Source organism: Pseudomonas sp. YeP6b (assembly GCF_025642995.1).
Classification (GTDB): domain Bacteria; phylum Pseudomonadota; class Gammaproteobacteria; order Pseudomonadales; family Pseudomonadaceae; genus Aquipseudomonas.
Map to the genome: position 1 here is coordinate 472530 of NZ_CP080090.1, position 26472 is coordinate 499001.

The following is a 26472-nucleotide window of genomic DNA, read 5'->3' on the forward strand; positions in this document are numbered from 1 at the left end:
ACATACGGCTACGCACTTGATAGGTCGTGCCGCTGGCACCCTCAAGTCCCCGATTTTGAGAGACCGGGCCGCCAGGGCCATTGACTGCCGAGTATATCCAGTATCCGCTAGCACGACACGACCTGTTGATCCAATGAGCGCGTGGTCTTCAACCTCGCCGGCCGATCTTGCAGCAGCCTTGTCGTAGAAATTCCCGGCCCCAGTGCAAGCAGATAGCCGACTCATTTTCCAACGCGCCTCAGTCCACGTCATTTGCAGAAGAATGCTTTACGGGTTTTCGGATAGGAAAATCTATATCGAGATATAGCTCAGCCAACCCCCCCCCATAAGCGTCATAGTTATGGTGACATATTTTCACTATAGCTATGACAGGCCAAAAAAATGATTGATGAAGACTAGGTGATTATCCCCTACAACCGCAGTGCTGAAGATCTGGCAAAGGATCTGCAGGCCGCCTTAGCTGAGCTGCGCTGGACACCGGCAGGCCTAATGGATCGCATGCGTTCTCTAAGTGACTACCGCACTCCTGCGACTATTTTACGCGGAATTAACCGGGCACTCGAAGGGCACATCAAGCCCTCTGGCGAGTTAATAGCACTGATGCGGCAGGCTGTGCGTTTTCAGCGGCGTTTGCTCCGCACGTACGCAGACGCTGACTGGAAGCAGTTGGGGAACGGTTCTTACACCACTCAGCTTGAAGACTTCACCATCACCCTTGCTCCACAAACTCAGGGCCGGTGGAGGGTTAACCTGGTACATAAAGAAGGCTATAGCCCACCGTTTCCTCGGTGACAAGAAAGCCTGGATGCCGCGAAACGCATGGCTTCTATTACGCTAGACGATGGTCAGAACTGGCTGCAAGAGTACGATGAAGAGCAAGCCCGCAAAGCAGCAGAGCGGTTGTAAGTATGCGTCGTTAAGAGATTTGATTCTGGCTGTCGCTATTGGACTCGGAGGGTATTATTTCGTAGACAAAAAATCACGCAAGCCAATGATTATCCGTGGTTTTTTTGCCAAAAACCATACCTCCTGACCTTCTTCTGGAAAGGTATGAGCTAGCATTTTAGTAGTTTGGCGGTGAAGGGAAAGTTCAAGCTCACCGTCCGTTAATCTTTCAGAGTGCAAATCCTGGGAAGACGACAGCGCTTTTGGCTTTTCTAAAACCTCATGACATACAAACACCTGCTGGTGTGCAGGCGACTGTACTATGCTAAATAAGCCCATCCTCCATTTGCGCTTAAATTTTAAAGCGTAGGATCATTTTGGAGTAGTAAGCGCGTTAAATTATCTAAAGAGAAGTATGGCTGAACAGTTGTTCAATAAAAATAACGAGAAAAGGAGGCGGCACATGAAGGTGGTTATCCAGAACTGCAATAATATCGAACTGGGTGAGATAGAGATAAAAGAGAATTCACTTAATATTAAGCATGCAATCAATGGAACAGGGAAGAGTACTATTGCAAAGGCTATTGTGGCTGCAGTAAATGATTCTAAGAATAAAACAAAGGAGCTAGTTCAGCTTCGGCCCTACAAGTTAAAAGAAGATAAGAAGGTCGAGTCGAGTCGAGTGTAGAGGGTGTGGAGGATATTCACAATATTTTAGTTTTCGATGAAAAATATATTAATGAGGTCGCTTTTCAGGCTGATGAGCTGATTAAAGGTAGTTTCGATATTTTCATTCGTGGTGATGATTACGAAAAAGGAATACACGAAATTGAGGGCTTAACCTCACAAATGAAAAATGCCTTGAACGGAGATGAGGAGATCTCGGGGTTGTTAAGAGATTTTGACGAGATTATTTCTGCGTTCGGAAAAGAAGTAAAGCAAGGAATTCACGCATCAAGTGCCATGTCTCAAGCTTTTAAAGGGGGCAATAATGTTGCTAATATTCCGGAAGGTTTAGAACCCTTCAAAAGCTTTATCCAAGATGAAAATAATTATAAATGGGTTAGTTGGCAACACCAGGGGGCACCATTCATGGATCTAAGTAGTGACTGCCCATATTGCTCTACAGATGCTACCGCGAAAAAAGAAATCATTAAGAAGGTTTCTGACGTCTATAAACCCAAAGCAATCGAGAGCCTTAATAAAATTGTTATGGCCTTTCAGCACCTCGAACAATACTTTTCCGAAGATGCGAGGAAAAGAATCTCAGGATTTATTTCAAAGATTGAGGGTTATACCGAAGACGAGTCCAATTATTTACTCGACATAAAAGAGCAGATTGGTCGTTTGAGAGACCGTTTTAATGCTGCCCGATCACTTGGTTTTTCGTCCTTCAGAGAAGTCGATAAAGTCCTCAATGAAATAAAGAATCAGTTCATTGATCTGAATAACTACCCTTTCTTGAACTCGGATTCGACCCAGGCTAAGGCAGATATTGTTAATAAGGAATTAGAAAAGCTGGAGAAGGTCGCTGGTAATTTGCAAGGGAAAGTTGCCAAGCAAAAGCAGTTGATAAAAAAGTTGATTGAGGAGCATGGTGAAAAAATCAATCAGTTCCTGAGAAATGCCGGATATAATTATCACGTATTTTTGAAGGAGGAAAATAATGGAGAGTATCGCTTGAAACTCGAGCCGAATGACGTCCAAGGAGAGGTGACGGAAGTTAAAAGTCGATTGAGTTTCGGTGAGCGTAATGCATTTGCGTTAGTTCTTTTTATGTTTCAGGCTCTGAAGCATAAGGCAGACTTAATTATCCTCGATGACCCGATCTCTTCATTTGATAAAAATAAGAAATATGCAATTATGGAAATGCTTTTCTCCAAGGGTAATTCTTCGCTGAGTGGGAAAACTGTTCTAATGCTAACTCACGACTTCGAACCAATCGTTGATCTGATTCATCATCACCGAAATAGATTTGAGTCGCTCAATGCCTGGTTCTTAGAAAACAAACAGGGGCAGTTGATTGAAAAGGCGATTGAGAGGAGGGATATTCAGACTTTTGTTGAAATCAATACTTCCAATCTTGCAGACCAAATTCACCCACTTCATAAAGTAATTTACTTACGAAGATATTTTGAGGTGATCAATAGGAAGGATCGGGCATTCGACGTATTGTCTAGTGTTCTCCATAAGCGAAAACGACCACAACTTTATGAAAAGCATGAGTTGCAAGAAGGATTGGTGGAGCTTGTACTGCGCGACCTTACTGATGAGGAGTTTGCTTCGGGAACGGCTGTAATAGTGGAACATATAATTGATTTTGATTATGACGAGTTGTATGCGTTGAGCAGCGTAGATGCAGAGATGAAGAAGCTTTACTTAAATACGAATAGTAACTATGAGAAGCTGCATATATATCGTATGATATTTGATGAGAAAGTGATAGCTGCTTCGAATGTCATTGCAAAGTTTATTAATCAATCATTTCATATAGAAAATGATTACATTTATCAGCTAAATCCAAGATCCTACCAAATGGTGCCGCAATACGTCATTGATGAATGCGACAAAGCAATCCACGAAATTCAGTGATTTTTTGCGGTCCTTGCATCGAGATGATAGGAAGTGAGCCTATGCATTAGCAAATAGAATGTAAGTTGCGCTTTTCTATCACGTGAATTTCATTTGTCTGTCGCTGTCGGCCAGCAGCGGCAGGTTTCCACCCCAAATCAACACGGATTCACTCGCTAAGATATCTTTACTTATAGTGGGGTGGAGTACTGGAGGCAGGAGTAGATTGAGCAAATGAGCGCGCGCGTACCTCTGGGCAACAAAGTTAGATTTTTGACTAAAGCGGCTCAAGAAATACACGTCGCGCAGCCGGTATACTCACGATCAATGGTTATCATTGTTTTATCCTTATGCGAATTGCGGAGCTTCCTGTGAACGAGTACGACTTCTCAAGGCTGAACGACAAGGAATTTGAAGTTTTCTGCTCCGATTTACTAAGCGCGCGGGAAGGCGTGCATTTTGAGCGGTTTAAATCGGGACGGGATGGTGGGGTTGATGGCCGCTACTTTAAGCCAGACGGTAGTGAGTGGATACTGCAGTGTAAGCACTGGGTATCAACCCCGGTCGAAAGGCTTGTGAAGCACGTCGAAGAAAACGAAACTCCCAAAGTCCGTAAACTTGCGCCAGAGCGTTATTTTCTTGCAGTTTCACATGCTCTTTCGCGAAATGATAAGAAGAATCTAATGGAGATGCTTTCTCCGTTTGTTCTTAGTCCAAATGACATTCTTGGTCGTGAAGACTTGAACGACTTGCTGGCTAAACACCCGGAAGTTGAAGGAAGACATTATAAGCTTTGGATGTCGAGTGCAAATGTCCTCCGCTATCTTTTTGATAAGCCGATGTTGGATAGGAGCGTTTTTGCATTTGAGGAGATATTAGCGGATTCGAAAATATATGTACCTACGGTCAATCATGGGGCGGCCATTACAAAACTCGAATCAATGGGTGTTGTAATTATTACCGGTCCTGCGAGTATCGGGAAAACTACACTTGCTGAGCAATTAATTTTACATTACGTGTGTGAAGGTTTTTCTCTTGCTTGTATCTCAAATGATGTAAGAGAGGCTGAAAGTATATTCGATCCAGATTCCAAACAGATTTTTTACTTTGATGATTTTCTTGGTCGAAATTACTTAGAGGCGCTTTCTGGTCATGAGGGTGCTCAGATAGTACAATTCATGAAGCGTATTGGCAAAAATAAATCGAAGCGTTTTATTTTGACCTCAAGAACCACTATTTTGAATCAGGGTAAGATTCTTAATGATGTGTTTGAAAACGCTAATATAGATCGAACAGAGTTCGAAATAACTCTTCAGTCGCTGTTAGGTATCGATAAGGCTCGCATACTTTATAATCATATTTGGCACTCTGGCTTGGGTCAGGAGTTCATAGAGGAACTATACGAGCATAAGCGTTATCGAAAGATAATAGACCACGCCAATTTCAATCCTCGACTGATTCGCTTTATTACTGATGAGCAGCGCTTAGATGGTGTGACCCCGGATGGATATTGGAGTCATACTCAAGGCCTTTTAAATAATCCAACTAAAGTGTGGGAGCATCCATTTGAAGCTCAGTTAGATGATTGTGGCCGTGCGCTAGTATTTTTGGTAGCACTCAACGGACGCTTTATCTCTCAAGAAGATCTTGCTGAAGCATTTGCGAGATACATATGTGCTCCAGGGATTGGCAGCCTAACCGGAAAGAAGGATTTTTTGCTGAATATTCGCCATCTGACTGGTTCAATGCTTACGCGATTCTTAATTGGTGGCACAAAACCTTATCTTCGCTTATTCAATCCATCATTGGGTGATTTTATTCTTCACCGGTATTCCGGTAATACTCCCGCTTTGCGCGCGTGCTTTGATAGTCTTTTGACTATACCATCACTAAATGCTCTAAAGGATATGAAAAACAACAAATTTATTACCCTGGAGATTGCCACCGAGGTGGTGGGATATATATTTAATAGACTTCAAGGGATGAGGTTTCTCGGAGTCGAAGCTGAATATGTTGCTCAATTGTGTGCTGCACGGGCTGAATTTGGATTGGATTTTAGTGTTTTAGATCATGAACTAATAAAAGCTGTTGAGTTTGTTTCAAGCTCTGAGTGTGGGTCTTCCTTTCTCGCTTCTGCCACGCTAATTTTATGGGCAACAGAAAACGATGTTTCTGATCTAAGGAAAGTAGAGGTTTTTGTTGCAGAAGCTTGTGCCTCTAGTCCTTCGAATGATGAGCTAATTCAGTTAGGGCAAATCGTTCAGTGCTTGCGGTTAGCTGGAAATAACGCACTGACCGAGAGCTATGATGAGGTTGTGTCAGATCATTTGATTTCAGAGATAAATGACGAATTTCCTGATGACCAAGTTTTTGATGAGTGTGATAGTGCCGGCCAGGCTTATGCTAATTTCAAAGAGTTGATTGGTGAGCGAGCTGATGAGTTAGGCGCAAGTGCCGTCTCTACTGTGGTGGAAACTGTTTTCGGGTCGTTTAACCTTGATAAAAAGGTAGATGATTTTTTCTATGGGGGCGACTATGAGTATGAAAACTATTCTCGTGGCGATCGGGTCACCTCATGGCCAGAACGATCAAATGACGAAATTGACGATTTGTTTTCCCGAAACTGACTAAAGTTGGAAGATTTTTATTGATGACTACTGGTTCACAGTTCATGTAGGTCGTGATTGATGGGGCGAGATCCGCCCCCAGCCTCGGCTGTCGCAAAAAATATTTACGATATGTACAGCGACAGATGTGTGTTTAATAAGGGGGCATGGTTTCGTCCAGTGCCTTGGTCAGTTCTAGGACTTTAGTCAAAGCGGTCTATGCTTGAGCGCACATCAGTCTACCTTGAGCTTTTACTCACTTTTCCTCTTGATAATTTTCGATGCTTACTCAAAATGGATCGAATAGCGAACACCTGAAGCAACCTGTCCTTGCAGGTTGCTTCGGGGAAGGTTTGGGTTAAGCGGCTAACAGGTCAATCAGGCTGTGTTGGTGTGAGCGATCCACAAGTTCTCGATAGGTCCAGCTTCCGAAGCGCTCGCCCTGTTCTGGGATTTCCAGCTTCAGCAGCGCAACCGGATCTCGATTAATTAGTCTTCGTGCAGCGCACAACTTACCGCCGGCTTCCAGCAACGCTTTCGCGGCCTCGTTCCACTTTTCTTCCTGCACGGTGTTCGCGAGATGCGCTGCATTGTTCTCGATCTTGGCGTGTTCTTTTTGTGCCTCCGTGATGTGCAGGTCAATCGTCACGAGCTCCTGCTCCAGCGCCGTGATGAGCAGTTGTTGGCGGCGGTGGTGCTCAACCGCAGCAGTAAGGTTTTTTGCTGCCTTTTGAGCTTCCGCGTTAGCGGCTTTCTCTCCCTCTACATCGCCCCAAGCCACGGCCTGTGCATAAGCGGTAGCTGCGTCCGTTTCAGCTTGTCGAGCCTTTGCCATGTCTTCCTGATCGCTTTGGCGGACCTGCTGCAACCGAGTCTCGATACTGTTGCGCTTTTCGTTGAGTTCCATCTCGTCGGCTTTCCAAGTCGCCATCGCGCTGATGTAGCCCGCAGCCAAGCTCTCACGGTTCGCCAGTGCCTCAAGGCGATCAACCTTTTGGTTCAGGGTTCGGATCTCAAGATCTCGCGAGTCGATGCGTCTTTTGTGATCGTTGATTTCATCCTGCACAGCCCGTTGACGGCCCTGCTGGATAACCTCTGGACTTTCCAGTGCCGCTTCAAAGGGCGCCAGGTTGAGCCGAATGCTCTCCATTTCGAGGGTCAGTTTGTCGCGGCGGTCTTTCAGTTCTTGGATAGTGTTCATCTGTATTGTCTCTGGGTGCTGCGGTTGATAAGGGATGGTTGTCGAAGGGCTGGCGAGGCCGGGAATGAGCCGGCGCTGCCTCTATTAGCAGGCATGCCGTCAAGCGGCCTTGGCCTCGCTTTCATCCGTTCCAGGAACCGTCTTCACCACATAGCAGCGTTGAGGGCCTAACCCAGGCAGACGAATCAAGCTGTACGCCTTGCCGTCACTTCCCGGCTCAAGCACGCCCCGTTGCAGCAGCTCCTTGTTGACCGCGCTGATGTTCATGCCTTTGAAGATTTCCGCCCTCCAGGCTTCCGGCAGCACGTAGTAGGTGTTGGTGGTGTGCAGGGCGTCGCCCATGCCGTGTTCCAGGGTCTTGCGAAAGCCCAACCGATCAATCGTGCGTGGGCCGTGCTCATCGATCTTGGCGGCGGCAGATTCCCAACGGGTAAAGCGGCTTTCTCCAAATCGCTCGATGACCTGGCGTAAACGCGCCAAAATTGCATCGCCCTCGAAGTTACCGGCGCCGCCACGCTCGGCTAGCCACGCATGCAGGCACACCCGCGCAGCGATCGTGGCTGTGCCGTCCGGCCAGCCGGTGACGCCGAATGCGGTGGCCAACTCGCCAGCGGCGGCGGCTAAGCCGAAGCGAAGGGCGGCACGTTGCGCCTGACCACTGGCCGACGCGGGCAGGTTTTGGGTGATGAACTGCTCCACCGTGCGACGAACGATCACCGACCACCTGAGCATTTCCCCAGGCGCACACAGTGCGTGCAGAAAGGCGGTGAGGGGCGTGCCGTAGTATTTGGCTACACGGGCCTTGAGCGCATCGGAGAGGGCGGCAGCGTCCTCAAAACCGTTCAGCACATCGAACATGCCTAGGCCCTTGCTGGCATCTGCTGGTACCGCAAGCATGCGCACCTCCATGGCCGCTTTCAGCTCCTTGTTTGCATCCGCCATGTGCTGCGCCAACGTCTTCTCGCCCGTCGAGAGAAACAGCAAGCGCCACTCCTGCACCTGTCGGCCCGCTTGTCCTCGATCATTCGCCCGGGCCTTGCCGGTGCCGTTGCCGAGCATGTACACCGTCTCGCCAATAATGCGCGGGTCGCACATGCCGATTTCATCCAGTACCAGGAGACCGTCTGAGTGTGCGGCGGCGATGGACTCCAGGGCGTTATCCGTGGAGCGCCACGAGCGCACCAGACGGGGCCCACCATAAACCGAGGCTGCGACTTGCAAGTGAGTGGTCTTGCCGCCGGAGCTGTCGCCGTAGAGGTGGAAGCCGCTTAACTCATGTTCAAGCAGGTTGAACAGAGGCGCTGCAAAGGTCACAGAGACCACAAACGCTAAACGGTGGTGTGCCAACGCACAGGGCGCCGATTTTCTGCTGCCATTGCTGCAGAGAGCCCGCTTCGCTGATTGGTGTGAGCTGAGCACAGTCTTGCCAGCCCAGGCGCATTACCAAACGTGCGCGCTGGGCACTGACGAACCTGCTGAGATAGCTCTGCAAGTCGGTACGGGGCTTGCGTCCTGATTGGCTTTCGGCAAAGCGCAGAGCTCATGTCTCCAACGGACTGAGTACGTCCTTGCCGAAATCACCGGTCATGATTCGATTCGGAATGTTCCAGCGATTTTTGGCGCCTTACGTATCATCGAACTCGACCAATAACGCCAGTTGTGGCCCTTGTCGTCGCGAGCACGCAGTAGTGAGCGAGATAGTTAGCTTGGATCCGAAGCGGCTGTCGCCTTGGAGCCCAAGATCTCCAGAGAAAGACGGCCATCCGCAAATCCGGACACTTCAAACCGAACGCCCACAAAAAAGCCCCAGGCCTTTCGACCTGGGGCTTTTTCATCTGTATCTGGTGCACCCGGCGGGATTCGAACCCACGACCCCTGCCTTCGGAGTCCTAAAAGTCGACGTTTAGAATCAACACGTTAGCGGGGATTAGCTAGGAAATCAACGGGTTGTGTTAGCTGGGGTTAGCGGGTTTTCGCCCCGGTTAGCGGGGCGAGTGTGGCAAATTTGTGGCATTGGGAGGTTGCCACTGTCATGCGGTAGCAAGGGAGGTATGGGACTTGAACTCGACGATGATTATCACATACTGATATATTCGACCAAAATACATCTAGGGACTGAACATGAAGCGGTGCATCGTTGGTATTCATCGACCAGATGGCGCAGACCATCATCGACCGGGGAACGAGACGCCGCAGATTTGGTTCAGTTCGTTGGCGTCGCTTGCTGCTGTGCTTTCAGACGACAACCGACGTTTGTTGCGCTTAATCCATGAGAAGCATCCGAAGTCACTAACGGAGCTGGCTGAACTCAGCGGCCGTAAGGTCCCGAATCTGTCACGCACCTTGCGTCTGATGGCGGGTTACGGTCTGGTCTCGCTGCAACGCCATGTCCGGGATGTCCAACCGACTGTACTGGCGATCGAGTTCTTGGTCGTGTTGGAATGATGGCATGAACATGAGAGGGAACACGATGGCCAGGTTATCTCGGGCGCATCTCAAGTCTGGGGGTTCGTCAATGATATGCAGGATGGCGATTGGGTCGTCACCTATTCGCCCACTAATCGTCTGTACTCAATTGGCAAGGTCTCCGGTCCGGTCGAGCACCATCCCGAGTGGGGCGAGCAAGGCATGTCGCTAGTGCGCAAGGTGCAGTGGCAAGGGCAGGAACTGACGCGCGACAACTTGGGCACTAGCACCAAAAACAGCCTGGGTTCGACCTTGACCCTGTTCGAGGTGCCGTCCAATGCTGCAGCCGAAGTGCTGGCCGCGCTGAAGGGTAAACCAGCGCGAGCAGTGGAAGATGAAGCCGAGAAAGTCATCGCCGAGCCACTCGCCGATATTGAATCGCAGGCACTGGAACGTATCAAGGACCGGGTCAACGAACTGGACTGGGACGACATGCAGCAACTGGTCGCTGGCATCCTTCGCGCCATGGGCTACAAGACTCAAGTCTCTCCACCTGGCTCAGACCGTGGCAAGGACATCGTTGTCTCGCCCGACGGCTTTGGTTTCGAGCATCCGCGGATCGTGGTGGAGGTCAAGCACCGTAAGGGGCAGATGGGCAACCAAGAAGTACGCAGCTTTCTTGGTGGCCGCCACAAGGATGATCGCGGGCTGTACGTCAGTGCTGGTGGTTTCACCAAGGACGCCTCAATACGAAGCCGACCGCGACTCCATACCGCTGGCGATGTGGACAATGGACCATGTGGTCCGCGCACTGATCGAACACTACGACGCAACCGACGCTGAGACCAAACGAGTCGTTCCGTTGAAGCGTCTGTATTGGCCTGCTTGACGCTATACACATAAATTCTTCTGGCGCGTACACCCATCTGAGCCAGACCCTTTGAACTAGGAAAACCGTATGACCAGTGCCCAACAACGTGCCGCCCTCCAACGTCAAATTTGGGCCATCGCCAATGACGTGCGTGGCGCAGTCGACGGCTGGGATTTCAAGCAATATGTGCTCGGCACCTTGTTCTATCGTTTCATCAGCGAGAACTTCGTTGACTACATCACAGGTGGAGATGGCTCGGTCGATTATGCGGCCATGGAAGATGACAACCCGCTGATTGCCGCCGCCAAGGAGGACGCAATCAAGACCAAGGGCTATTTCATCGCGCCTAGTCAGTTGTTTAGTAACGTCGCCGCCAAGGCCAGCACCAACGATAGTCTGAACACCGATTTGGCACGCATCTTTGCCGCCATCGAGAGTTCCGCCAATGGTTACGCCTCCGAGCAGGACATCAAAGGCCTGTTCGCTGACTTCGACACCACTAGCAACCGCTTGGGCAATACCGTCGCCGACAAGAACAAGCGCTTGGCGGACGTGCTCAAGGGAGTGAGTAAGCTGGAGTTTGGCAGCTTCGATGCCAGTCATATTGATCTGTTCGGCGACGCCTACGAGTTTCTCATTTCCAACTACGCGGCCAATGCTGGCAAATCCGGCGGCGAATTCTTCACCCCGCAGCATGTGTCCAGGCTGATCGCCCAACTGGCCATGCATAAGCAGACCAGCGTCAACAAGATCTACGACCCGGCGTGCGGCTCCGGCTCGCTGCTGCTGCAAGCCAAAAAGCACTTCGATGCTCATGTCATTGAGGATGGATTCTTCGGTCAGGAGGTGAATCACACCACCTACAACCTGGCGCGGATGAACATGTTTCTGCACAACATCAACTACGACAAGTTCAACATCCAGTTGGGCGACACGCTGCGTAATCCGCACTTTGCGGATGACAAGCCCTTTGATGCCATCGTGTCCAACCCTCCATATTCGGTGAAATGGATCGGCAATGATGATCCCACGCTGATCAATGACGACCGCTTTGCTCCGGCCGGCGTGCTGGCGCCAAAATCTAAGGCGGATTTCGCCTTTGTGCTGCATGCACTTAGCTACCTCTCTGCCAAGGGGCGCGCCGCTATTGTCTGCTTCCCCGGCATCTTCTACCGTAGCGGCGCCGAGCAGAGGATCCGCCAATACCTGGTGGACAACAACTATGTGGAAACGGTGATCTCGCTGGCACCCAATCTGTTTTTCGGCACCACGATCGCCGTCAACATACTGGTATTATCCAAACACAAGCTGGATACCACCACCCAGTTTATCGATTCCAGCGCGTTGTTTAAGAAAGGCACCAACAACAACCTACTGGAGGACGTGCATATCGAGCGGATCATGCGGGTGTTCGACAGCAAGGAGAATCTGGATCACTTTGCCCGATCGGTGCCGTTAGAAAAGGTGGCCGCCAATGATTACAACCTGTCGGTCAGCAGTTATGTGGAAGCCAAGGATACCCGTGAAGTGGTGGACATCGCTCAGCTCAACACAGCTCTAAACAAAACCGTGGCCCGCATCGACCAACTGCGTAAGGATATTGATGCGATTGTGGCCGAGATTGAAGGTGAGGAGTTTGGGGCATGAGTGACGTGAACTTCTTGGAGAAGCTGCTCAATGGGGTCGGTGTGGAGTGGACGGTGTTGGAGTCATGCGCGACTATCGAAAGGGGTCGTCGTGTGACAAAAATTGAATTGAGTCCAGAAAAGAAGTACCCCGTTTTTAGCGGGGGCGTTACCCCCATGGGGTTTTACGATGACTTCAATCAAATAAAGAACACGATCACTATCGTTAAGTATGGCACCGCTGGGTTTGTTAATCTCATTGAGACAGACTTTTGGGCAAATGATGTCTGCTATTGCATAAAGCCAGGCGTAGCACTTAACAACCGTTACCTTTTTTATTACTTAAAAAGAAATCAGTACGACATCCAGTCACTGGCCACGGCTGCTATTCCAGCACATTTGCCAACAGAGGCGATCTCGGCCTACAAAATACCTATCCCCTGCCCAGAAAACACCAAAAGGTCACTTGAAATCCAAGCTGAAATTGTTCGCATACTAGACACCTTCACTGAGCTGACCTCCGAGCTGACCTCCGAGCTGACCGCCCGAAGAGAACAATACGATTACTATCGCGAGCAGTTGTTGAGTTTTGAAGATATGGACGGGTATGTTGAGTGGAAGGCGCTGGGGGATATTGGCGAATTCATTCGTGGGAAGCGATTTACTAAGGCTGATTACGCCGAGGAAGGCATCAGCGTTATCCACTACGGTGAAATTTACACCCTATATGGTGTGTGGGCCGATCACGCGTTTTCAAAGGTTCGAGGTGACATGGCTGGTTCGCTGCGCTATGCCGAGCCGGGTGATGTTGTTATGGCCGGTGTTGGTGAAACCGTGGTAGATGTAGGCAAGGCTGTTGCGTGGCTAGGAACTCAGAGGGTAGCCATCCACGACGATAGCTATGCTTTTCGCCACTCAATGAATCCAAAGTACATTTCCTACGCGATGCAAACAGCTTCATTCAATTCTCAGAAAACGAAGCATGTGTCTAGCGGAAAAGTTAAACGCCTAATCATCGAGGGTATAAAAAAAGAAGTACTGATCCCTATTCCATACCCCGATGATCCTGAAAGGTCACTGGCGGAACAGGCTCGCATCGTTGCCGTTCTGGACAAGTTTGACACCCTTACCAACTCAATTAGCGAAGGCTTGCCCCGCGAAATCGAGCTGCGCAGGAAGCAATACGAGTACTACCGCGACTTGTTGCTGGGCTTCCCCAAGCCGGAAGAGGTGGCGGCCTAATATGAGCAAGACGCTGACCGAGATCGCCCAACAGCTGAAAGACGCCGACAAGAAGGTGCAACTGATCTACGCCTTCAACGGCACTGGCAAGACGCGTCTTTCGCGTGAATTCAAGCAGCTGATTGCACCCAAAACCAATGGCGGAGAGGGCGATGAGGCAGTCGACGCGCCCGAGCTATCGCGCAACAAGATTCTCTATTACAACGCCTTCACTGAAGACCTGTTCTATTGGGATAACGACCTAGCGAGTGATGCCGAGTACAAACTGAAGATTCAGCCCAATTCATATACCAACTGGCTTCTGACGCTACTCAAGGATCTTGGGCAAGATGGAAATATCATTCGTTATTTCCAGCGTTATGCGAACGACAAGCTAACGCCGCATTTCAGCGCCGATTTTGACGAAGTCACCTTCTCCTTGGAGCGCGGTAACGAGGAGCATTCCCCTCATATCAAGCTTTCCAAAGGCGAAGAGAGCAATTTCATTTGGAGTGTTTTCTACACCCTGCTGGATCAGGCGGTGACTATTCTCAATGTCGCCGAGTTGGGCGAACGCGAGACCGGCGCTTTTGATCAGCTGGAGTATGTGTTCATTGACGACCCCGTTAGCTCTCTCGATGAAAACCATTTGATTGAGCTTGCAGTAAATCTAGCCAGCCTGATCAAATCAAGCCCGCCCAATCTAAAGTTCATCGTTTCGACGCACAGCCCACTGTTCTACAATGTGCTTTTTAATGAACTGAATGGCAAGACCTGTTACATGCTCGAGCGGGTTGAAGACGGCAGCTTTGTGCTCACTGAAAAACACGGCGACTCTAACAAGAGCTTTTCCTATCACCTGCACCTGAAGCAAACCATTGAGCAGGCGATTGCTGAAAACAAGGTTGAACGGTTTCATTTCACCTTGCTGCGTAACCTCTACGAGAAAACAGCCAGCTTTCTTGGCCACCCAAAGTGGTCCGAGCTTTTGCCTGATGACAAGCAGCTTTATCTGAGCAGAGTTCTCAATTTCACCAGCCACAGCACGCTATCGAATGAAGCGATCGCCGAGCCAACGCCCGCAGAGAAAGCGATGGTCAAACTGTTGCTCGACCACCTGAAGAGCAGCCACCGCTACTGGCAACAGGAACAACATAATGCTTGAGCACAGCAAGGTCATCGCCGAATCTAACAACTTTATCGTCCTGGATAAATACGCCAAGGAATGGAAAGTTGCCGAGAGCTACCAGAGCGAAGGCGATCTGGAACGCGAGTTCATCCAGGATCTGGTCAATCAGGGCTATGAGCATTCCACGGGCCTTAAGACGATACCGGCGCTGCTGGCCAATGTGCGCACGCAGTTGCAGGCGCTGAACGGCGTCGAATTTTCCGACGCCGAGTGGGAACGCTTCGTGGAAAGTTGGCTGGACAAGCCCAGCGACGGCATCCTCGACAAGACACGCAAGGTTCACGACGATCATGTACATGACTTCGTATTCGATGACGGGCGCATCCAGAATATTTACCTCATGGACAAGAAGAACCTGGCCCGCAACAAGATGCAGGTCATCAAACAGTTCGAGCAAGCGGGCAGCCACGCCAACCGCTACGACGTGACTATTCTGGTCAATGGCCTGCCACTGGTTCAGGTGGAGTTGAAGAAGCGTGGCGTGGCAATCCGTGAAGCCTTTAACCAGGTGCACCGCTACAGCAAGGAGAGCTTCAACACCGAGCATTCGTTGTTCAGGTATCTGCAGCTGTTCGTGATCTCCAATGGCACTGATACACGCTACTTCGCCAACACCACGCGGCGCAACAAGCACAGTTTCGACTTCACTATGAACTGGGCGCAGGCTGACAACAGTCCGATCAAGGATCTGAAGGATTTCACCGCGACCTTCTTCCAGAAGCGCACTCTGCTCGATGTACTGCTTACCTATTCGGTGTTCGACGTCAGCAACACCCTGCTGGTGATGCGTCCGTACCAGATTGCCGCCACCGAGCGCATCCTGTGGAAGATTCGCAGTGCCAGGCAGGCCAAGCGCTGGAACAGCACCGAGGGCGGCGGTTATATCTGGCACACTACCGGCTCGGGCAAGACGCTGACCAGCTTCAAGGCTGCGCGCCTGGCCACTGAGCTGGAGTTCATCGACAAGGTGTTCTTCGTGGTGGATCGCAAAGATCTGGATTATCAGACCATGAAGGAGTATCAGCGTTTTTCACCCGACAGCGTCAATGGCTCGGAGAGCACCGCAGGCCTTAAGCGCAACCTGGACAAGGACGACAACAAGATTATCGTCACCACTATCCAGAAGCTCAATAACCTGATGAAGACTGAAGGCGACCTGCCGGTGTACCACCAGCAGGTGGTGTTCATCTTCGACGAGTGCCACCGCAGCCAGTTTGGCGAGGCGCAGAATAATCTGAAGAAGAAGTTCAAGCGCTTCTATCAGTTCGGCTTCACCGGCACGCCGATCTTCCCTAAAAATGCGCTGGGCGCCGATACAACCGCCAGCGTGTTTGGCCGCGAGCTGCATTCCTATGTAATCACCGATGCCATCCGTGACGAGAAGGTGCTCAAGTTCAAGGTGGACTACAACGATGTCCGTCCACAGTTCAAGGCCCTGGAAGCCGAGCAGGACGAGAAGAAGCTCAGCGCCGCAGAGAACCGCCAGGCTTTGCTCCACCCCACGCGTATCCGAGAAATCTCGCAGTATCTGCTCACGCATTTTCGCCAGAAGACCCATCGTTTACAGGGAGCAAACAAGGGCTTCAATGCCATGTTCGCGGTGAGCAGCGTCGATGCCGCCAAGGCGTACTACGAGACGCTGCAGACGCTGCAGGAAGGCAGCGATAAGCCGCTGCGCATCGCCACCATCTTCTCCTTCGCCCCCAATGAAGAACAGGACGCCATTGGCGACATCGTCGATGAGAGCTTCGAAGTGTCTGCGATGGACAGCACTGCTAAAGAGTTCTTGAGCGCGGCGATTGCCGACTATAACGCACTGTTCAAAAGCAATTTCGGCGTTGACAGCAAGGGCTTCCAGAATTACTACCGCGACCTTGCCAGGCGTGTGAAGGATCAGGGAATTGATCTGTTGATCGTGGTCGGTATGTTCCTGACCGGCTTCGATGCGCCAACGCTCAACACGCTGTTCGTCGACAAAAACTTGCGCTATCACGGCCTGATCCAGGCCTACTCACGCACCAATCGCATCTTCGATGCCACTAAGACTTTCGGCAATATCGTCACCTTCCGCGATCTGGAGCAGGCTACGGTCGACGCCATCACTCTGTTCGGCGACAAGAATACGCGTAACGTGGTATTGGAAAAAAGTTATAAGGAGTACATGGAGGGCTTCACCGACACGATGACCGGTGAGGCGCGGCGTGGCTTTATGGATGTGGTGACGGAGCTGGAGCAGCGTTTTCCCGACCCGGCCAACATCATTAAAGAAACGGAGAAGAAAGCCTTCGCCAAGTTGTTCGGCGATTACCTGCGCGTGGAAAATGTGCTGCAGAACTACGACGAATTTGCCGCGCTGAAGGCGCTGCAAACATTCGACATCAGTGACCCGCAGGCCGTGGAAGCATTCAAGCTCGAGCATCACCTGGATGACGAGAAGCTAGCCGAGCTGCAGACCATCCGCCTGCCTGTCGAGCGCAAGGTCCAGGACTATCGCTCCACCTACAATGACATCCGAGATTGGCTGAGGCGCGAGAAAGCGGGTAACGAAGTAGATAAGTCCACCATTGACTGGGACGATGTGGTGTTCGAGGTGGACCTGCTCAAGTCCCAGGAAATCAACCTGGATTACATTCTCGAGCTGATCTTCGAGAGGAACAAGAAGGTCAAGGGCAAGGCGGCACTGGTCGAGGAGATGCGCCGGGTGATTCGCGGCAGCCTAGGCAATCGCGCTAAAGAAAGCCTGGTGGTGGACTTCATCAACCAGACCGAGCTGGATCGGATTGGTGACAAGGTTAGTGTTATAGAGGCTTTTTACACTTTCGCCCAATCAGAACAGCGGCGCGAGGCGCAAGAGCTGATCAGCGATGAGGAACTGAATGAAGGGGCGGCTAAACGCTACATCGCGACTTCACTAAAACGGGAGTTTGCTAGCGACAATGGCACTGAGCTTAATTCCATCTTGCCAAAAATGAGTCCGCTTAATCCGAAATATCTCCATAAGAAGCAAGATGTCTTCCACAAGATTGCCGTTTTTGTTGAAAAATTCAAAGGCGTAGGTGGCGATCTATGATGTAGCAGCAGGGCTAGTATATGGATCGGACCAAGTGCTCTCCGACAGTGTGCCCTGCGCTAAGATGCAGCTTGATTGACAATTCGCCCGAGGTGTTGCTCCCTCGGGATCGACATTGCGTTTATGCCTGCGCTTTTTTAATAGTTGAGTGCGGCCTCGAAAGATTTGGTGAACCCGACAAGGTCACTACCCAAAACCTGACACAGATCACGAAGCTGAACCATATCCAGCCGCCTCACCCCCCTCTCCACATCACTCATGAACGATTGCGGCCTCCCCAGCGCGGCAGAACACTGGGCCTGGGTCATGCCTGATTCAACCCTCATGCGCTTCAACACCTGCAAAAAGATCACGTGCTCGCGTCGATAAATAGCCTTGGTCATAGCCGTGTCCTGGCAAGATTCGGCTGATCACGCTATATCTGCTTTTGGGATATCTGATTTTCAGTTATTTTGTTTGTGCACGTTTGGTTTAGGAGGATGCATGAGACTTATCTGGGAGTTTTTTCGCGTGGCATGGGCCGTCGGGTGTTTGCCGGTGGGTGCGCTTTTGCTAGTTGTTGTGGTTTTTTCTAGCTTCAACCTGCCATTCTTTCTGGGCTTAGCCAGTAGCGAAGACCCAGCGATTCGATGGCTGTTCTGGATCTTGGTTCTCTACTTCGTCGGGGGCGGATGGCTGTTCTCGCGAGTCAACCAGAGCTATGCCGATAAGCTGAGAAAAATGGTTGCCGGCTATCAGGCTGAAGGGTTCCATCCGCAGGTAGAGGTGTTCGCGAAGATCAATGACGCCTACGTTGGTGTCGACCTGCAATCGAAAAGGTTGCTGGCCTATCCCGTTGGTCAGGCCGGTCATCTCTTCCGTTTGGATGAGATTCGCTCCTGGCGCATCCTTCCAGTCGGCAAGAGCAACCATCGATTGGAACTGTTGACCAGCGATTTGGCTATTCCGACGTTCAGCCTCGCCCTTAAAACGGCGGACGTGACCAATACGGAGGCACGGCTGCATGCAATCTTCAGCACTTAACAGGTTGATGGAGCCTTCACTTACCCATTCGGAGTAGCCCGATGACGGACGTAACTGCAGGCAATGTTTGGCAGGTAGATATCACTCAACTGAAGCAAGCCAACGCCACCATGCGTTTGGCCAGTCAAGCGCTGGCTCCTGACGATGTTGCCGTCCTATCCGCTCTAGGTTTTTCGCGCGCTCACATTCGAGAGCTGAGGCGCAAAGGTGGCTTCAGACCATCTTCCATTACGCAGAACACACGTATGATCAATTACCTACAAAAAAGGGAGCCTACACATGCTCACTGACCACATGCCATTGAAAATCGCGTCTGGTGTCCTGGCGACTACGACCATCGAGTCTGTCCGCCGATCGACTTCGTATCATGCCTGCGGCTGGCAGATTCTTGACCGCTGGGCGTTTAATTCTCCCGAGCGGCTTCGCGCACTCGAAGCGCAGGGAGAGCTGCTGCTTTTAGGGCGATTGCTTGAACAGCAAGTCGTTGAGCATGAGGCGCTTATTTCGCCCCTCGGATTGGCGCAACGGACGCAAGGGCTTGCAGAGCATGAGGTTCTTGCGCTGTCAGGCGTCTCTACCGAGTTGTGAGCCATCGACGGCAGCGCGTTCTACCAAAACTTTCCGGCCATTGGCTGCAGTGGGGTCTCGGGGCTTGCCCTGAGCAGGGACGGTAGGCAAAGCAAAGAAGTGAAACGACTGCCGCATTGCCGGTTGTACGTACGCCATTCATGGCGGGAGTACAAACCCTACCCTGTCCCGGTCGTTATCCTCCAAACGGTTGCAGCCTTGGTGGACGTTGTTGGTGACTAAAAGTTGTCGTTACGTTGGTCCTGGATTTCTTAGCCCTCGATGAATAAAAGCATCGTTGGGGAGGGTGCAGAGGGAATCGTCCAATGACTCTTTAGACACAAGAATCAGACGCCATCGGCCTAACAAAATTGATCATCAAAATATTATGCGAAGTGAGCGCGGTAATTTTCAGAAAACACTGCAACACGACGCTTTACGAAGCAGGGTGTTGCTTGTGATGGTGTCAGTATTTTGAAGTGCGCGCGTTTGCCGTTGGTGACTGTGCGTGCATTGCTCGGGTAAGAAGAGAAAAACATCTGGCAGCACAGGGAAAGGTAACTCTGGGGATGCTGAGGGAGGCATGCGGTAGGCAAGTCTGGGCACGTCATCCACAACTGGAGTAAACGCTATGAGTGAAAGCTGGCTGAAAAAAATGTGGTCGCTTGCACTGGGACGGGAATCTGTAGATGCGATGAACGGCGGTAAGCCGTTTACTAGGTGCGGAACCCTCATGGTCTACGCGGGAGAGCTCAAGCTGATACATGAGCTCATTCCCGAGTCAAAACCTGCAAAACGCGGCACGCTGCCGGATTCAGATTGAGTGCAGCATCTAGGTTGGCTGAACGCATGTGAGTCAAAGTGGAACGTGTGACTGATACGTACCTTGCGTAGCCGGAGCGCAGGGCTAGCTGCTCAGACTACTTTCCTGAATCAAACAGAGCTCTGGCATAGGGGCCATAGGTCGCGATGACATTTTCGATGGTATCCCGATCGTTACAGCTCAAACTACGGATCAGATCGAAGAAGCTGTTTCGCTCGGCCTTCCACAAGCTGATGATTTCAGCATTCGGCTCGGCTTTCTTACGCTCGTAGAATATTGACTCTGAGCGGAGCGCTATCAAGCAGCCCAAGACGTCCTGGGCGATTTCCAGTCTATGAGCATCTGATGGTTGGATCATCTTTGAGACCTCCTGCTGATCATGATCAGTACGTCATGTGCGAGTTTCTGAATTTTGAATGCTTTCGTAATCGATGCTCATCGTGACTGTAGCTCGGCTGCTGTGGACTGCATCGAGTTGTAGCTGGGAAACATCCCGCGATCTAGGACACGTTTTGACAGACGCTGTTGTTAGCTGAAGAATGGCTGCATGCACAAAACAGAATCAGAAACTTTGGGTATTGAGGAGTATGAAGCATTCGAGCTTGTGGCTCGGGAGCTCCATACCCATTTTTCAAGCGGGCGGAAAAATTTTGCGGTGCGAGTACCCTTAAATTTAGTGAGCTATTTGTTCATTGGGATTTTGCGGAAATCTCGGTTGCCGAAAATTCAACTTGAAGAGGCTATATCGAAATTAGAGCTTGCTGTCGAGGCCAGGACGTTACGGCGGTACGTCAGCGGGCATGCCCGGATGACATGGTTGGCGTTTCAACGAATGGTTTTCTGGGCGCGGGAACAGAAGTGGATTAGCACGTGGACGTGCTGCGACTTGATATCGAAAGCCCATCTCTGTGAGGTTGCTCAAATCAGTGCGCGAGAGCTTTTGAACGAGCGTAAGCGCCTTGTTTCAGCGACTGAAATACGCAGAGAGGAAATGGTCACGCGCTTTTATGAAAACCTCGCACTCAAGGACTTAGAGCGAGAGAAAAAAGCAGTCCCATCTATTCGAAGATACGATGAAGTCAGAGAGCTCGCGCGCTCCCTGGGATTAGATACACCTGATTAGCCTCAGGCCAGCTTGGCCACCAACGCTTCAGCATGTCTACCTCGCGATGCTCGGTGACACTGACATGCGCTGCAATTTCGCGTTTGCTCCGGGGCGCTTTTTTTTGACACAAAGTCCGTATCTATTTTTATGCTCTGCCACTTGTGAAGGGAATCCTGATGTCCGTTCCGACATACGACAAATTCATTGAACCGATCTTGCGCTACTTGGCAGCTAATCCCGAAGGCGCCACAGCACGCGACACCCATGAGGCTGCGGCCAGGGCTTTAGATTTATCCGAGTCACAACTTCAAGAGCTAATCGCGAGTGGGCAGGCGACTTATAAAAACCGCGCCGGATGGGCTCACGACCGCCTCAAACGTGCCGGTTTATCTTCCAGCGCCAGGCGAGGCTACTGGAAGCTTACCGAAGCTGGGACGGATTATTCCGTCCAGCACCCGTCACCGCTAACAGCCGATCAGGTGGAAAAACTTGCCATAGGTTTTATGGACGTGAGGCTGAGGAGCCCTACCGATGCCGTCCCGCTTGACGGGGTAGAGCAAGGCGAAGACACACCAGTATCAGCAACAGTTAGCCCTGACGATCGGTTGGATCAGGCTTTGCGCGAGCTACGTGATGCAACCGCAAGAGACCTACTCGATAGCCTACTTCAAGTCAGTTCAAACCGTTTTGAAGTTATTGTGCTCGACGTATTGCACAGCCTCGGCTACGGAGCTAGTCGAACAGATTTGCAGCGTGTGGGAGGTAGCGGAGATGGCGGAATTGATGGAGTAATTTCCCTCGATAAGCTCGGTCTGGAAAAAGTGTATGTCCAGGCCAAGCGCTGGCAAGGCACTGTCGGTCGGCCTGAGTTGCAAGCATTCTATGGTGCTCTTGCTGGTCAAAAGGCCAAACGTGGGGTATTTATCACCACCTCCGGATTCACCAAGCAAGCTATAGACTTTGCCAGCTCTGTGGAGGGCATGGTGCTCGTGGACGGGATCCGTCTAGTTAACCTGATGATGGACCACGAGGTGGGCGTAACGTCCAGGCTTCTCAAGCTTCCGAAACTGGATAGCGATTACTTTGACGAAGAAAGAGGGTTTTGATCGCGCCATAACTTACATTTGGCAAAGCCGTCGCGATTAAAGGTAATGCCGTTACCAATCAGGCTCTAGCTCTGTGCTGAGGTGGATGCCCATAATCCTTGCTTTGCGGTACCTCAACGGCTCAGCATTGATCTCCAAGGCAACGAGGCGGCTTGCAGCGGTCACTAGGCTGTTGAGGCGGTCGTTGTGAATAGCTACATACACGACCAACTTTTTGTCAGACGCCTGCATTGAGCCGATGCAGAGAGGTGATGACTTGCCCTGTAGAAGTAGCGGGTCAGCGTATAGGTAGCACTCTATTGTTGGATATTTGAATGCTTCGGGATGTCGGACGGAACCGTAGAGCCTAAGCGCAGCATGCTCGAAGTAATAGTCACCGATTGGCTTGGTATCCGTAGCGGTGGCCATGCTAAAGGACCATGACATATCCCATCTCCATATCCGGGCTTGGACAATTATTCGCTCAACAGCTCCACGATTTCTTCCTGCCACAGCATCCTTCCTCTCGAGGGGGCCGACCTCTGTCATGCCCTGCAACCTGCTTCTCACCGTGGAACAGATCCACTCAAATTTTCAGCTAGATACAAGGTTAAGGCCATAGCATTCTGCGGCTTACCTGATGCAGATCGGTAGCTTTCTGCCATCGCATTGACTACGAGCTGAGGCCCAAATCGAAGTTTTCCGCTGGTCATTGCCTTCACAATCCCCCTGTGAACATCCGTCTGATGCTCTGCGGGAATTCCGGACATATCCAACTTGTTGGAAGCAAAATACGACGTTTGGGTTTCAGTTAATGGTTGAGGTTTAGTGTTATGCCGAACCTGGTCCGATACGGTATCGATACCGCATCCGTGGGGTATCGATATCTGTTCCAAACCTGGGTCTGGGGGCAGACGGAGGGCCTCATTGATCCATCGCTGCTGATCCGCCGTCAGCCTTTCTTTAAAGTCGCGCAGGAAATCGTCAAGCCACTCGCTCGGAATGCGGCGAATTTCTTCAAGCGCTCTCGCTCTCAGCTTTGGCCCCGTCACCTGAGTAGCGGTGTGGTGATCCCACCAGATACGTACCCAAACGACGTATCTGACATGATCGTATCTAGCCAAGCCCTCATCTTGTAGTCGATGAATGACCTGTAGCCATTGATCTGCCGTCCAGCCAATCTCAGCTCCTGCGATGCGTGGCACAAGTGGGTACACGCCTGTGATGTTGCTGTCAGGAGCCGTTAGAAGATGCAGCAACGCAACTTTGTCTTCAGTGGTGCAATTCAGCAGACGCGGGGAGCGCCAAAAGTTCTGATCCCTGATGGTTCGTTGTCTGCCCATACTCACGGCTCTTGGTGCAAACATACGGGAATGACGTAAGGGACGATCATTGCCGTGCCTCCACCTGTGCTTTCTTGGTTGGCCTCCCTATGTGTTTTGGTTTTGATAGGGCATTGGTCATGGAGGGGCGAGCAGGGCTTTCGGTATTGCCGGTGCGCATCCACGCTCTTAAGTCACCGAGCCTCCATCGCAGCCTTGATAGTCCTGGCACAGGTTCAAGCCCTGGCAACTTACGCTGACGGACCGTAAGCACGCTGAATCCCGTCAACGCAGCAACTTCAGACACGCCGATCAGGACGTCGTCGCCAAGCTTCTGTATTTTTTGGATGGTTTCGTAATCTACTGGCATCGGGTTATCGCTCGATTGATCTGTTCGGCACAGATTTCCCCAGTCGAGCGGTTAACAACTAGGACATCTTTTTAACAGATGGCTTGTGGGGAGCGGTAGCGGGGCTTTAGCCTGCTTTGGAGACCGACCGTTCGTATGGACTGCTATCGGCCATTGTGTTGAAAAAGTCGGCTTGCCCAAAACGCTCGAATACTGATGGGTGAAAAGACCTCTGTTCACGCTGCTACGTGAAATCCAAGCCTTCAACCCAAGACTCAGATTTCAATCTCCGGCGCGTTCTTTTCTGCCGTAGAGTCCGAATCCGACTTTTTCAACAGAATCGGCCAAAAGAAGACCCTCATCCACAAGCTTCCGACCCAGGCTGTGTGAAAACGCCTGCACCGTTTTTAGTCTGCGTTGCTACGTAAAATCTGTCAGCGATGGGCTGGTCTGCAGACCTGAAATTTACGTAGGAACAAGATTTTCGTTCCGGTTCCGACTAACAAACTAGCTTTAAAAGGTTTTCACACAGCCTGGACCCATAGCTGCCGGTAACGGTGTTTTGACGGATTAGATATACACCCTTGGTAGCTTGCTAAGATCGATCCGACAAAGATGAAGGCAGGACGATCTCAATAGTCCACGTACCGCGTAGCCAGATAATTGATTCTGGCCTTGTTCCTGTCCTAGGGTGTAATGTGGGGCGGATCGAAGCTAGACCCCTTGAATAACCCATACTATTCTGATGCTAATTCAAGGGCGGTGGTCCTAAGAATATTTTTTCAAGTGTATCTTAGCGGATTTTTTGTGGGCTTACGTGTAGCTCTGCTGAGTTGAGAAGCTGCATAATGGATAGCTAAGTAAAGAGCCTGATCAGTAGCGGGACCAGAACGCTTAATATATTGATAAATTTTTTGAGAGCTACGGCATGCTTAATGGAATAACGGCTTTGAAGATTAGCGACATTTACTTTGGCAGTATTGATGCTAAGCATGAGGTGGAGGGTAGGACTCCGGCCGAGATAAAGTATTTCGAAGATAGCTTTGTACTGCCGCCCAATATCGATATAAATAAGTATTTCGATTCGAAAAAGTACTACGTTTCAGGTTTGAAGGGAACTGGGAAAACAGCACTTCTGCGATATATTCAAATCAAGGCTGACAAAGAGAATATTAAGACTAGCTTTATCTTGTTTAAGTCGGAGTTTGATTCCTACGAGCGTGAATCTCTTCACAATTCTATTTACGCCGTCATCCCGGATGCCGATCAGGAGTCGAAGGTCGCTTATGATTATGAGCAGGCTTGGAGAATGTATCTCTATCAAACAATTGTCTCCTTAACCGAGTCGGGCAGGCTCGACGTATTTCAAAGTAACACGATATGGAGTGAGTTTAAGGAGTTAATTCATGCGGTAATGCCGATCAATAAGGGAGTTTCAATTTCTCTGCCGAAAATAACTGGTGGAAAGGTAACATTGTCGAAGGATCCGAAAGTTGAAATCGATTTTGAATTGGTTGACAAGAAAAAGTCAGTAAGTTTCTCTGAGTATTGCCGTATCTGTGATGCGAAATATAAAGAGTTAACTCCAAGCGCAACTAAGAACATGGTGTTTGTAGATGAGCTTGAGATTCGGGCCCTGGATGATGCCTCCACCAATCGTGACATTCACCTCGTTCGCGATCTAATTGTGAGTATAGATAGGCTGAATCAGCTAAGTCGCATGTTATCCTACAATCTAAGTTTTATATTGGCTGTTCGCTCAGAAGTCATGCAGTCAGCCATGAGCATTGGGAAAGAAATCAATAAACCATTGTTTGATTTTGGTGATACTCTGACTTGGGGGCAGTATTCAAAAAACAAACTTTCCCATCCGCTGCTAAAAATAATAGAATCGAGAATCATATCTACTGAAAAGTTACACGGCATAACAAATCATGGAGATGTCTGGATTAAATATTTTCGCGGAAATTTTCACGGGAAAGATTTTCGAGAGTTTGCACTTGAGCAGACCTGGTACCGGCCTAGAGACATGGTTAGGCTGATGGAAGTTGCGCTGAAATCGTTCAGTGGTATTGATGTTTTGTATCAGAAAAACTTCGATGAATCAAAAAGGTTGTATGCTACTGAGAGTTGGGTTGAAATTGGTGAGGAGCTATCTGCCTCTATGACCTCTGAGGAAATTGAAGGACTATCTAGAGTTCTTGGGAGATTTAGAAATCCCTTCACCATCAGGGAGTTTAAACTTCAAATGAATGAGCTAGGCGGCATCTACTCTGAGGTGGATAGTTTGGAGAGAAACCATAAGCCTGGCGATTTACTGAAGAAGCTGTATACAGTGGGTGTGCTAGGCAACTACATTACAGGTAAACGAGGTAATAAGATTCCGCAATATGCCGCCAGAGGTAACACCAAGGTGCTCCTGGAAGAGCAATTTATTGTACACCCTGCAGTTAAGCCATTTTTCAGCACAAATCTTTGAATATGTATTTCGACGGCGAGGTGAGTAATAGGATACTCGCTTCGTACCTTGCCTTATTCACTAGGTTGATCTAT

Annotated in this window: 21 protein-coding genes and 1 pseudogene; 16 read left to right on the forward strand and 6 right to left on the reverse strand. The window is 50.3% G+C overall.

Annotation, left to right across the window (positions count from 1 at the left end; all coding sequences use genetic code 11):
- Positions 1-399: 399 nt before the first annotated feature.
- The 4 genes from KZH41_RS02110 (at position 400) to KZH41_RS02125 (ending at position 6083) form a co-directional block, all read left to right on the forward strand.
- Positions 400-792, forward strand: coding sequence for a hypothetical protein (locus KZH41_RS02110; RefSeq protein ID WP_263274284.1), 393 nt, complete (start codon positions 400-402; stop codon positions 790-792).
- Between the two features lie 556 nt (positions 793-1348).
- The gene (locus tag KZH41_RS02115; protein ID WP_263274285.1) at positions 1349-1573 is read left to right on the forward strand and encodes a hypothetical protein; all 225 of its coding nucleotides are present in this window, start codon (positions 1349-1351) and stop codon (positions 1571-1573) included.
- 5 nt (positions 1574-1578) lie between these two features.
- Entirely contained in the window at positions 1579-3477 is a 1899-nt protein-coding gene (locus tag KZH41_RS02120; RefSeq protein WP_263274286.1) for an AAA family ATPase, read from the forward strand.
- Between the two features lie 350 nt (positions 3478-3827).
- The gene (locus KZH41_RS02125; RefSeq protein WP_263274287.1) at positions 3828-6083 is read left to right on the forward strand and encodes a restriction endonuclease; all 2256 of its coding nucleotides are present in this window, start codon (positions 3828-3830) and stop codon (positions 6081-6083) included.
- A gap of 337 nt (positions 6084-6420) precedes the next feature.
- On the opposite strand, the gene KZH41_RS02130 is transcribed toward KZH41_RS02125, so the two are convergent.
- Positions 6421-7263, reverse strand: coding sequence for a chromosome segregation protein SMC (locus KZH41_RS02130; protein WP_263274288.1), 843 nt, complete (start codon positions 7261-7263; stop codon positions 6421-6423).
- 99 nt (positions 7264-7362) lie between these two features.
- A pseudogene (locus KZH41_RS02135) lies at positions 7363-8952 on the reverse strand (DUF927 domain-containing protein); the annotation flags it as partial.
- A 432-nt stretch (positions 8953-9384) separates the two neighbouring features.
- On the opposite strand from KZH41_RS02135, the gene KZH41_RS02140 reads away from it, so the two are divergent.
- The 6 genes from KZH41_RS02140 to KZH41_RS02165 all read left to right on the forward strand — a co-directional run bounded on the left by KZH41_RS02140 (position 9385) and on the right by KZH41_RS02165 (position 17645).
- Positions 9385-9708 carry a helix-turn-helix domain-containing protein gene (locus tag KZH41_RS02140; protein WP_263274289.1) on the forward strand — a complete coding sequence of 108 codons (324 nt, stop codon included), beginning with the start codon at positions 9385-9387 and terminating at the stop codon, positions 9706-9708.
- 75 nt (positions 9709-9783) lie between these two features.
- Positions 9784-10512, forward strand: a complete 729-nt coding sequence (locus KZH41_RS02145; RefSeq protein WP_263274290.1) for a restriction endonuclease — start codon at positions 9784-9786, stop codon at positions 10510-10512.
- Between the two features lie 115 nt (positions 10513-10627).
- Entirely contained in the window at positions 10628-12187 is a 1560-nt protein-coding gene (locus tag KZH41_RS02150) for a type I restriction-modification system subunit M (RefSeq protein ID WP_263274291.1), read from the forward strand.
- Positions 12184-13407, forward strand: a complete 1224-nt coding sequence (locus KZH41_RS02155) for a restriction endonuclease subunit S (RefSeq protein WP_263274292.1) — start codon at positions 12184-12186, stop codon at positions 13405-13407. Before KZH41_RS02150 ends, KZH41_RS02155 begins: the two co-directional genes overlap by 4 nt.
- A 1-nt stretch (position 13408) precedes the next feature.
- On the forward strand, positions 13409-14551 hold the full coding sequence (locus KZH41_RS02160; protein ID WP_263274293.1) for an anticodon nuclease: 1143 nt from the start codon (positions 13409-13411) through the stop codon (positions 14549-14551).
- Positions 14544-17645, forward strand: coding sequence for a type I restriction endonuclease subunit R (locus KZH41_RS02165; protein ID WP_263274294.1), 3102 nt, complete (start codon positions 14544-14546; stop codon positions 17643-17645). Before KZH41_RS02160 ends, KZH41_RS02165 begins: the two co-directional genes overlap by 8 nt.
- Positions 17646-17782: 137 nt before the next feature.
- Here KZH41_RS02165 and KZH41_RS02170 read toward each other — a convergent pair whose 3' ends face one another.
- Positions 17783-18028: a helix-turn-helix domain-containing protein gene (locus KZH41_RS02170; RefSeq protein WP_263274295.1), complete on the reverse strand. Its 246-nt coding sequence runs from the start codon at positions 18026-18028 to the stop codon at positions 17783-17785.
- 100 nt (positions 18029-18128) lie between these two features.
- Here KZH41_RS02170 and KZH41_RS02175 point away from each other — a divergent pair, with 100 nt between their 5' ends.
- The 3 genes from KZH41_RS02175 to KZH41_RS02185 all read left to right on the forward strand — a co-directional run bounded on the left by KZH41_RS02175 (position 18129) and on the right by KZH41_RS02185 (position 20058).
- The gene (locus tag KZH41_RS02175) at positions 18129-18668 is read left to right on the forward strand and encodes a hypothetical protein (RefSeq protein ID WP_263274296.1); all 540 of its coding nucleotides are present in this window, start codon (positions 18129-18131) and stop codon (positions 18666-18668) included.
- A 279-nt stretch (positions 18669-18947) separates the two neighbouring features.
- Positions 18948-19256 (forward strand): hypothetical protein, encoded by a 309-nt coding sequence (locus tag KZH41_RS02180; protein WP_263274297.1) that lies wholly within the window; start codon positions 18948-18950, stop codon positions 19254-19256.
- A gap of 610 nt (positions 19257-19866) precedes the next feature.
- A complete protein-coding gene (locus tag KZH41_RS02185) occupies positions 19867-20058 on the forward strand; it encodes a hypothetical protein (protein WP_263274298.1) in 192 nt (63 codons plus the stop codon).
- 97 nt (positions 20059-20155) lie between these two features.
- On the opposite strand, the gene KZH41_RS02190 is transcribed toward KZH41_RS02185, so the two are convergent.
- The gene (locus KZH41_RS02190) at positions 20156-20416 is read right to left on the reverse strand and encodes a hypothetical protein (protein ID WP_263274299.1); all 261 of its coding nucleotides are present in this window, start codon (positions 20414-20416) and stop codon (positions 20156-20158) included.
- Between the two features lie 189 nt (positions 20417-20605).
- On the opposite strand from KZH41_RS02190, the gene KZH41_RS02195 reads away from it, so the two are divergent.
- Complete coding sequence (locus tag KZH41_RS02195) at positions 20606-21181, forward strand: hypothetical protein (protein ID WP_263274300.1); 576 nt, start codon at positions 20606-20608, stop codon at positions 21179-21181.
- Between the two features lie 158 nt (positions 21182-21339).
- Positions 21340-22269, forward strand: coding sequence for a restriction endonuclease (locus KZH41_RS02200; protein WP_263274301.1), 930 nt, complete (start codon positions 21340-21342; stop codon positions 22267-22269).
- Positions 22270-22320: 51 nt separating this feature from the next.
- On the opposite strand, the gene KZH41_RS02205 is transcribed toward KZH41_RS02200, so the two are convergent.
- Positions 22321-22797, reverse strand: a complete 477-nt coding sequence (locus tag KZH41_RS02205; protein WP_263274302.1) for a hypothetical protein — start codon at positions 22795-22797, stop codon at positions 22321-22323.
- Between the two features lie 17 nt (positions 22798-22814).
- Positions 22815-23591: a hypothetical protein gene (locus KZH41_RS02210; protein ID WP_263274303.1), complete on the reverse strand. Its 777-nt coding sequence runs from the start codon at positions 23589-23591 to the stop codon at positions 22815-22817.
- Between the two features lie 1277 nt (positions 23592-24868).
- Here KZH41_RS02210 and KZH41_RS02215 point away from each other — a divergent pair.
- The gene (locus KZH41_RS02215; RefSeq protein WP_263274304.1) at positions 24869-26398 is read left to right on the forward strand and encodes a P-loop ATPase, Sll1717 family; all 1530 of its coding nucleotides are present in this window, start codon (positions 24869-24871) and stop codon (positions 26396-26398) included.
- Positions 26399-26472: the final 74 nt, after the last annotated feature.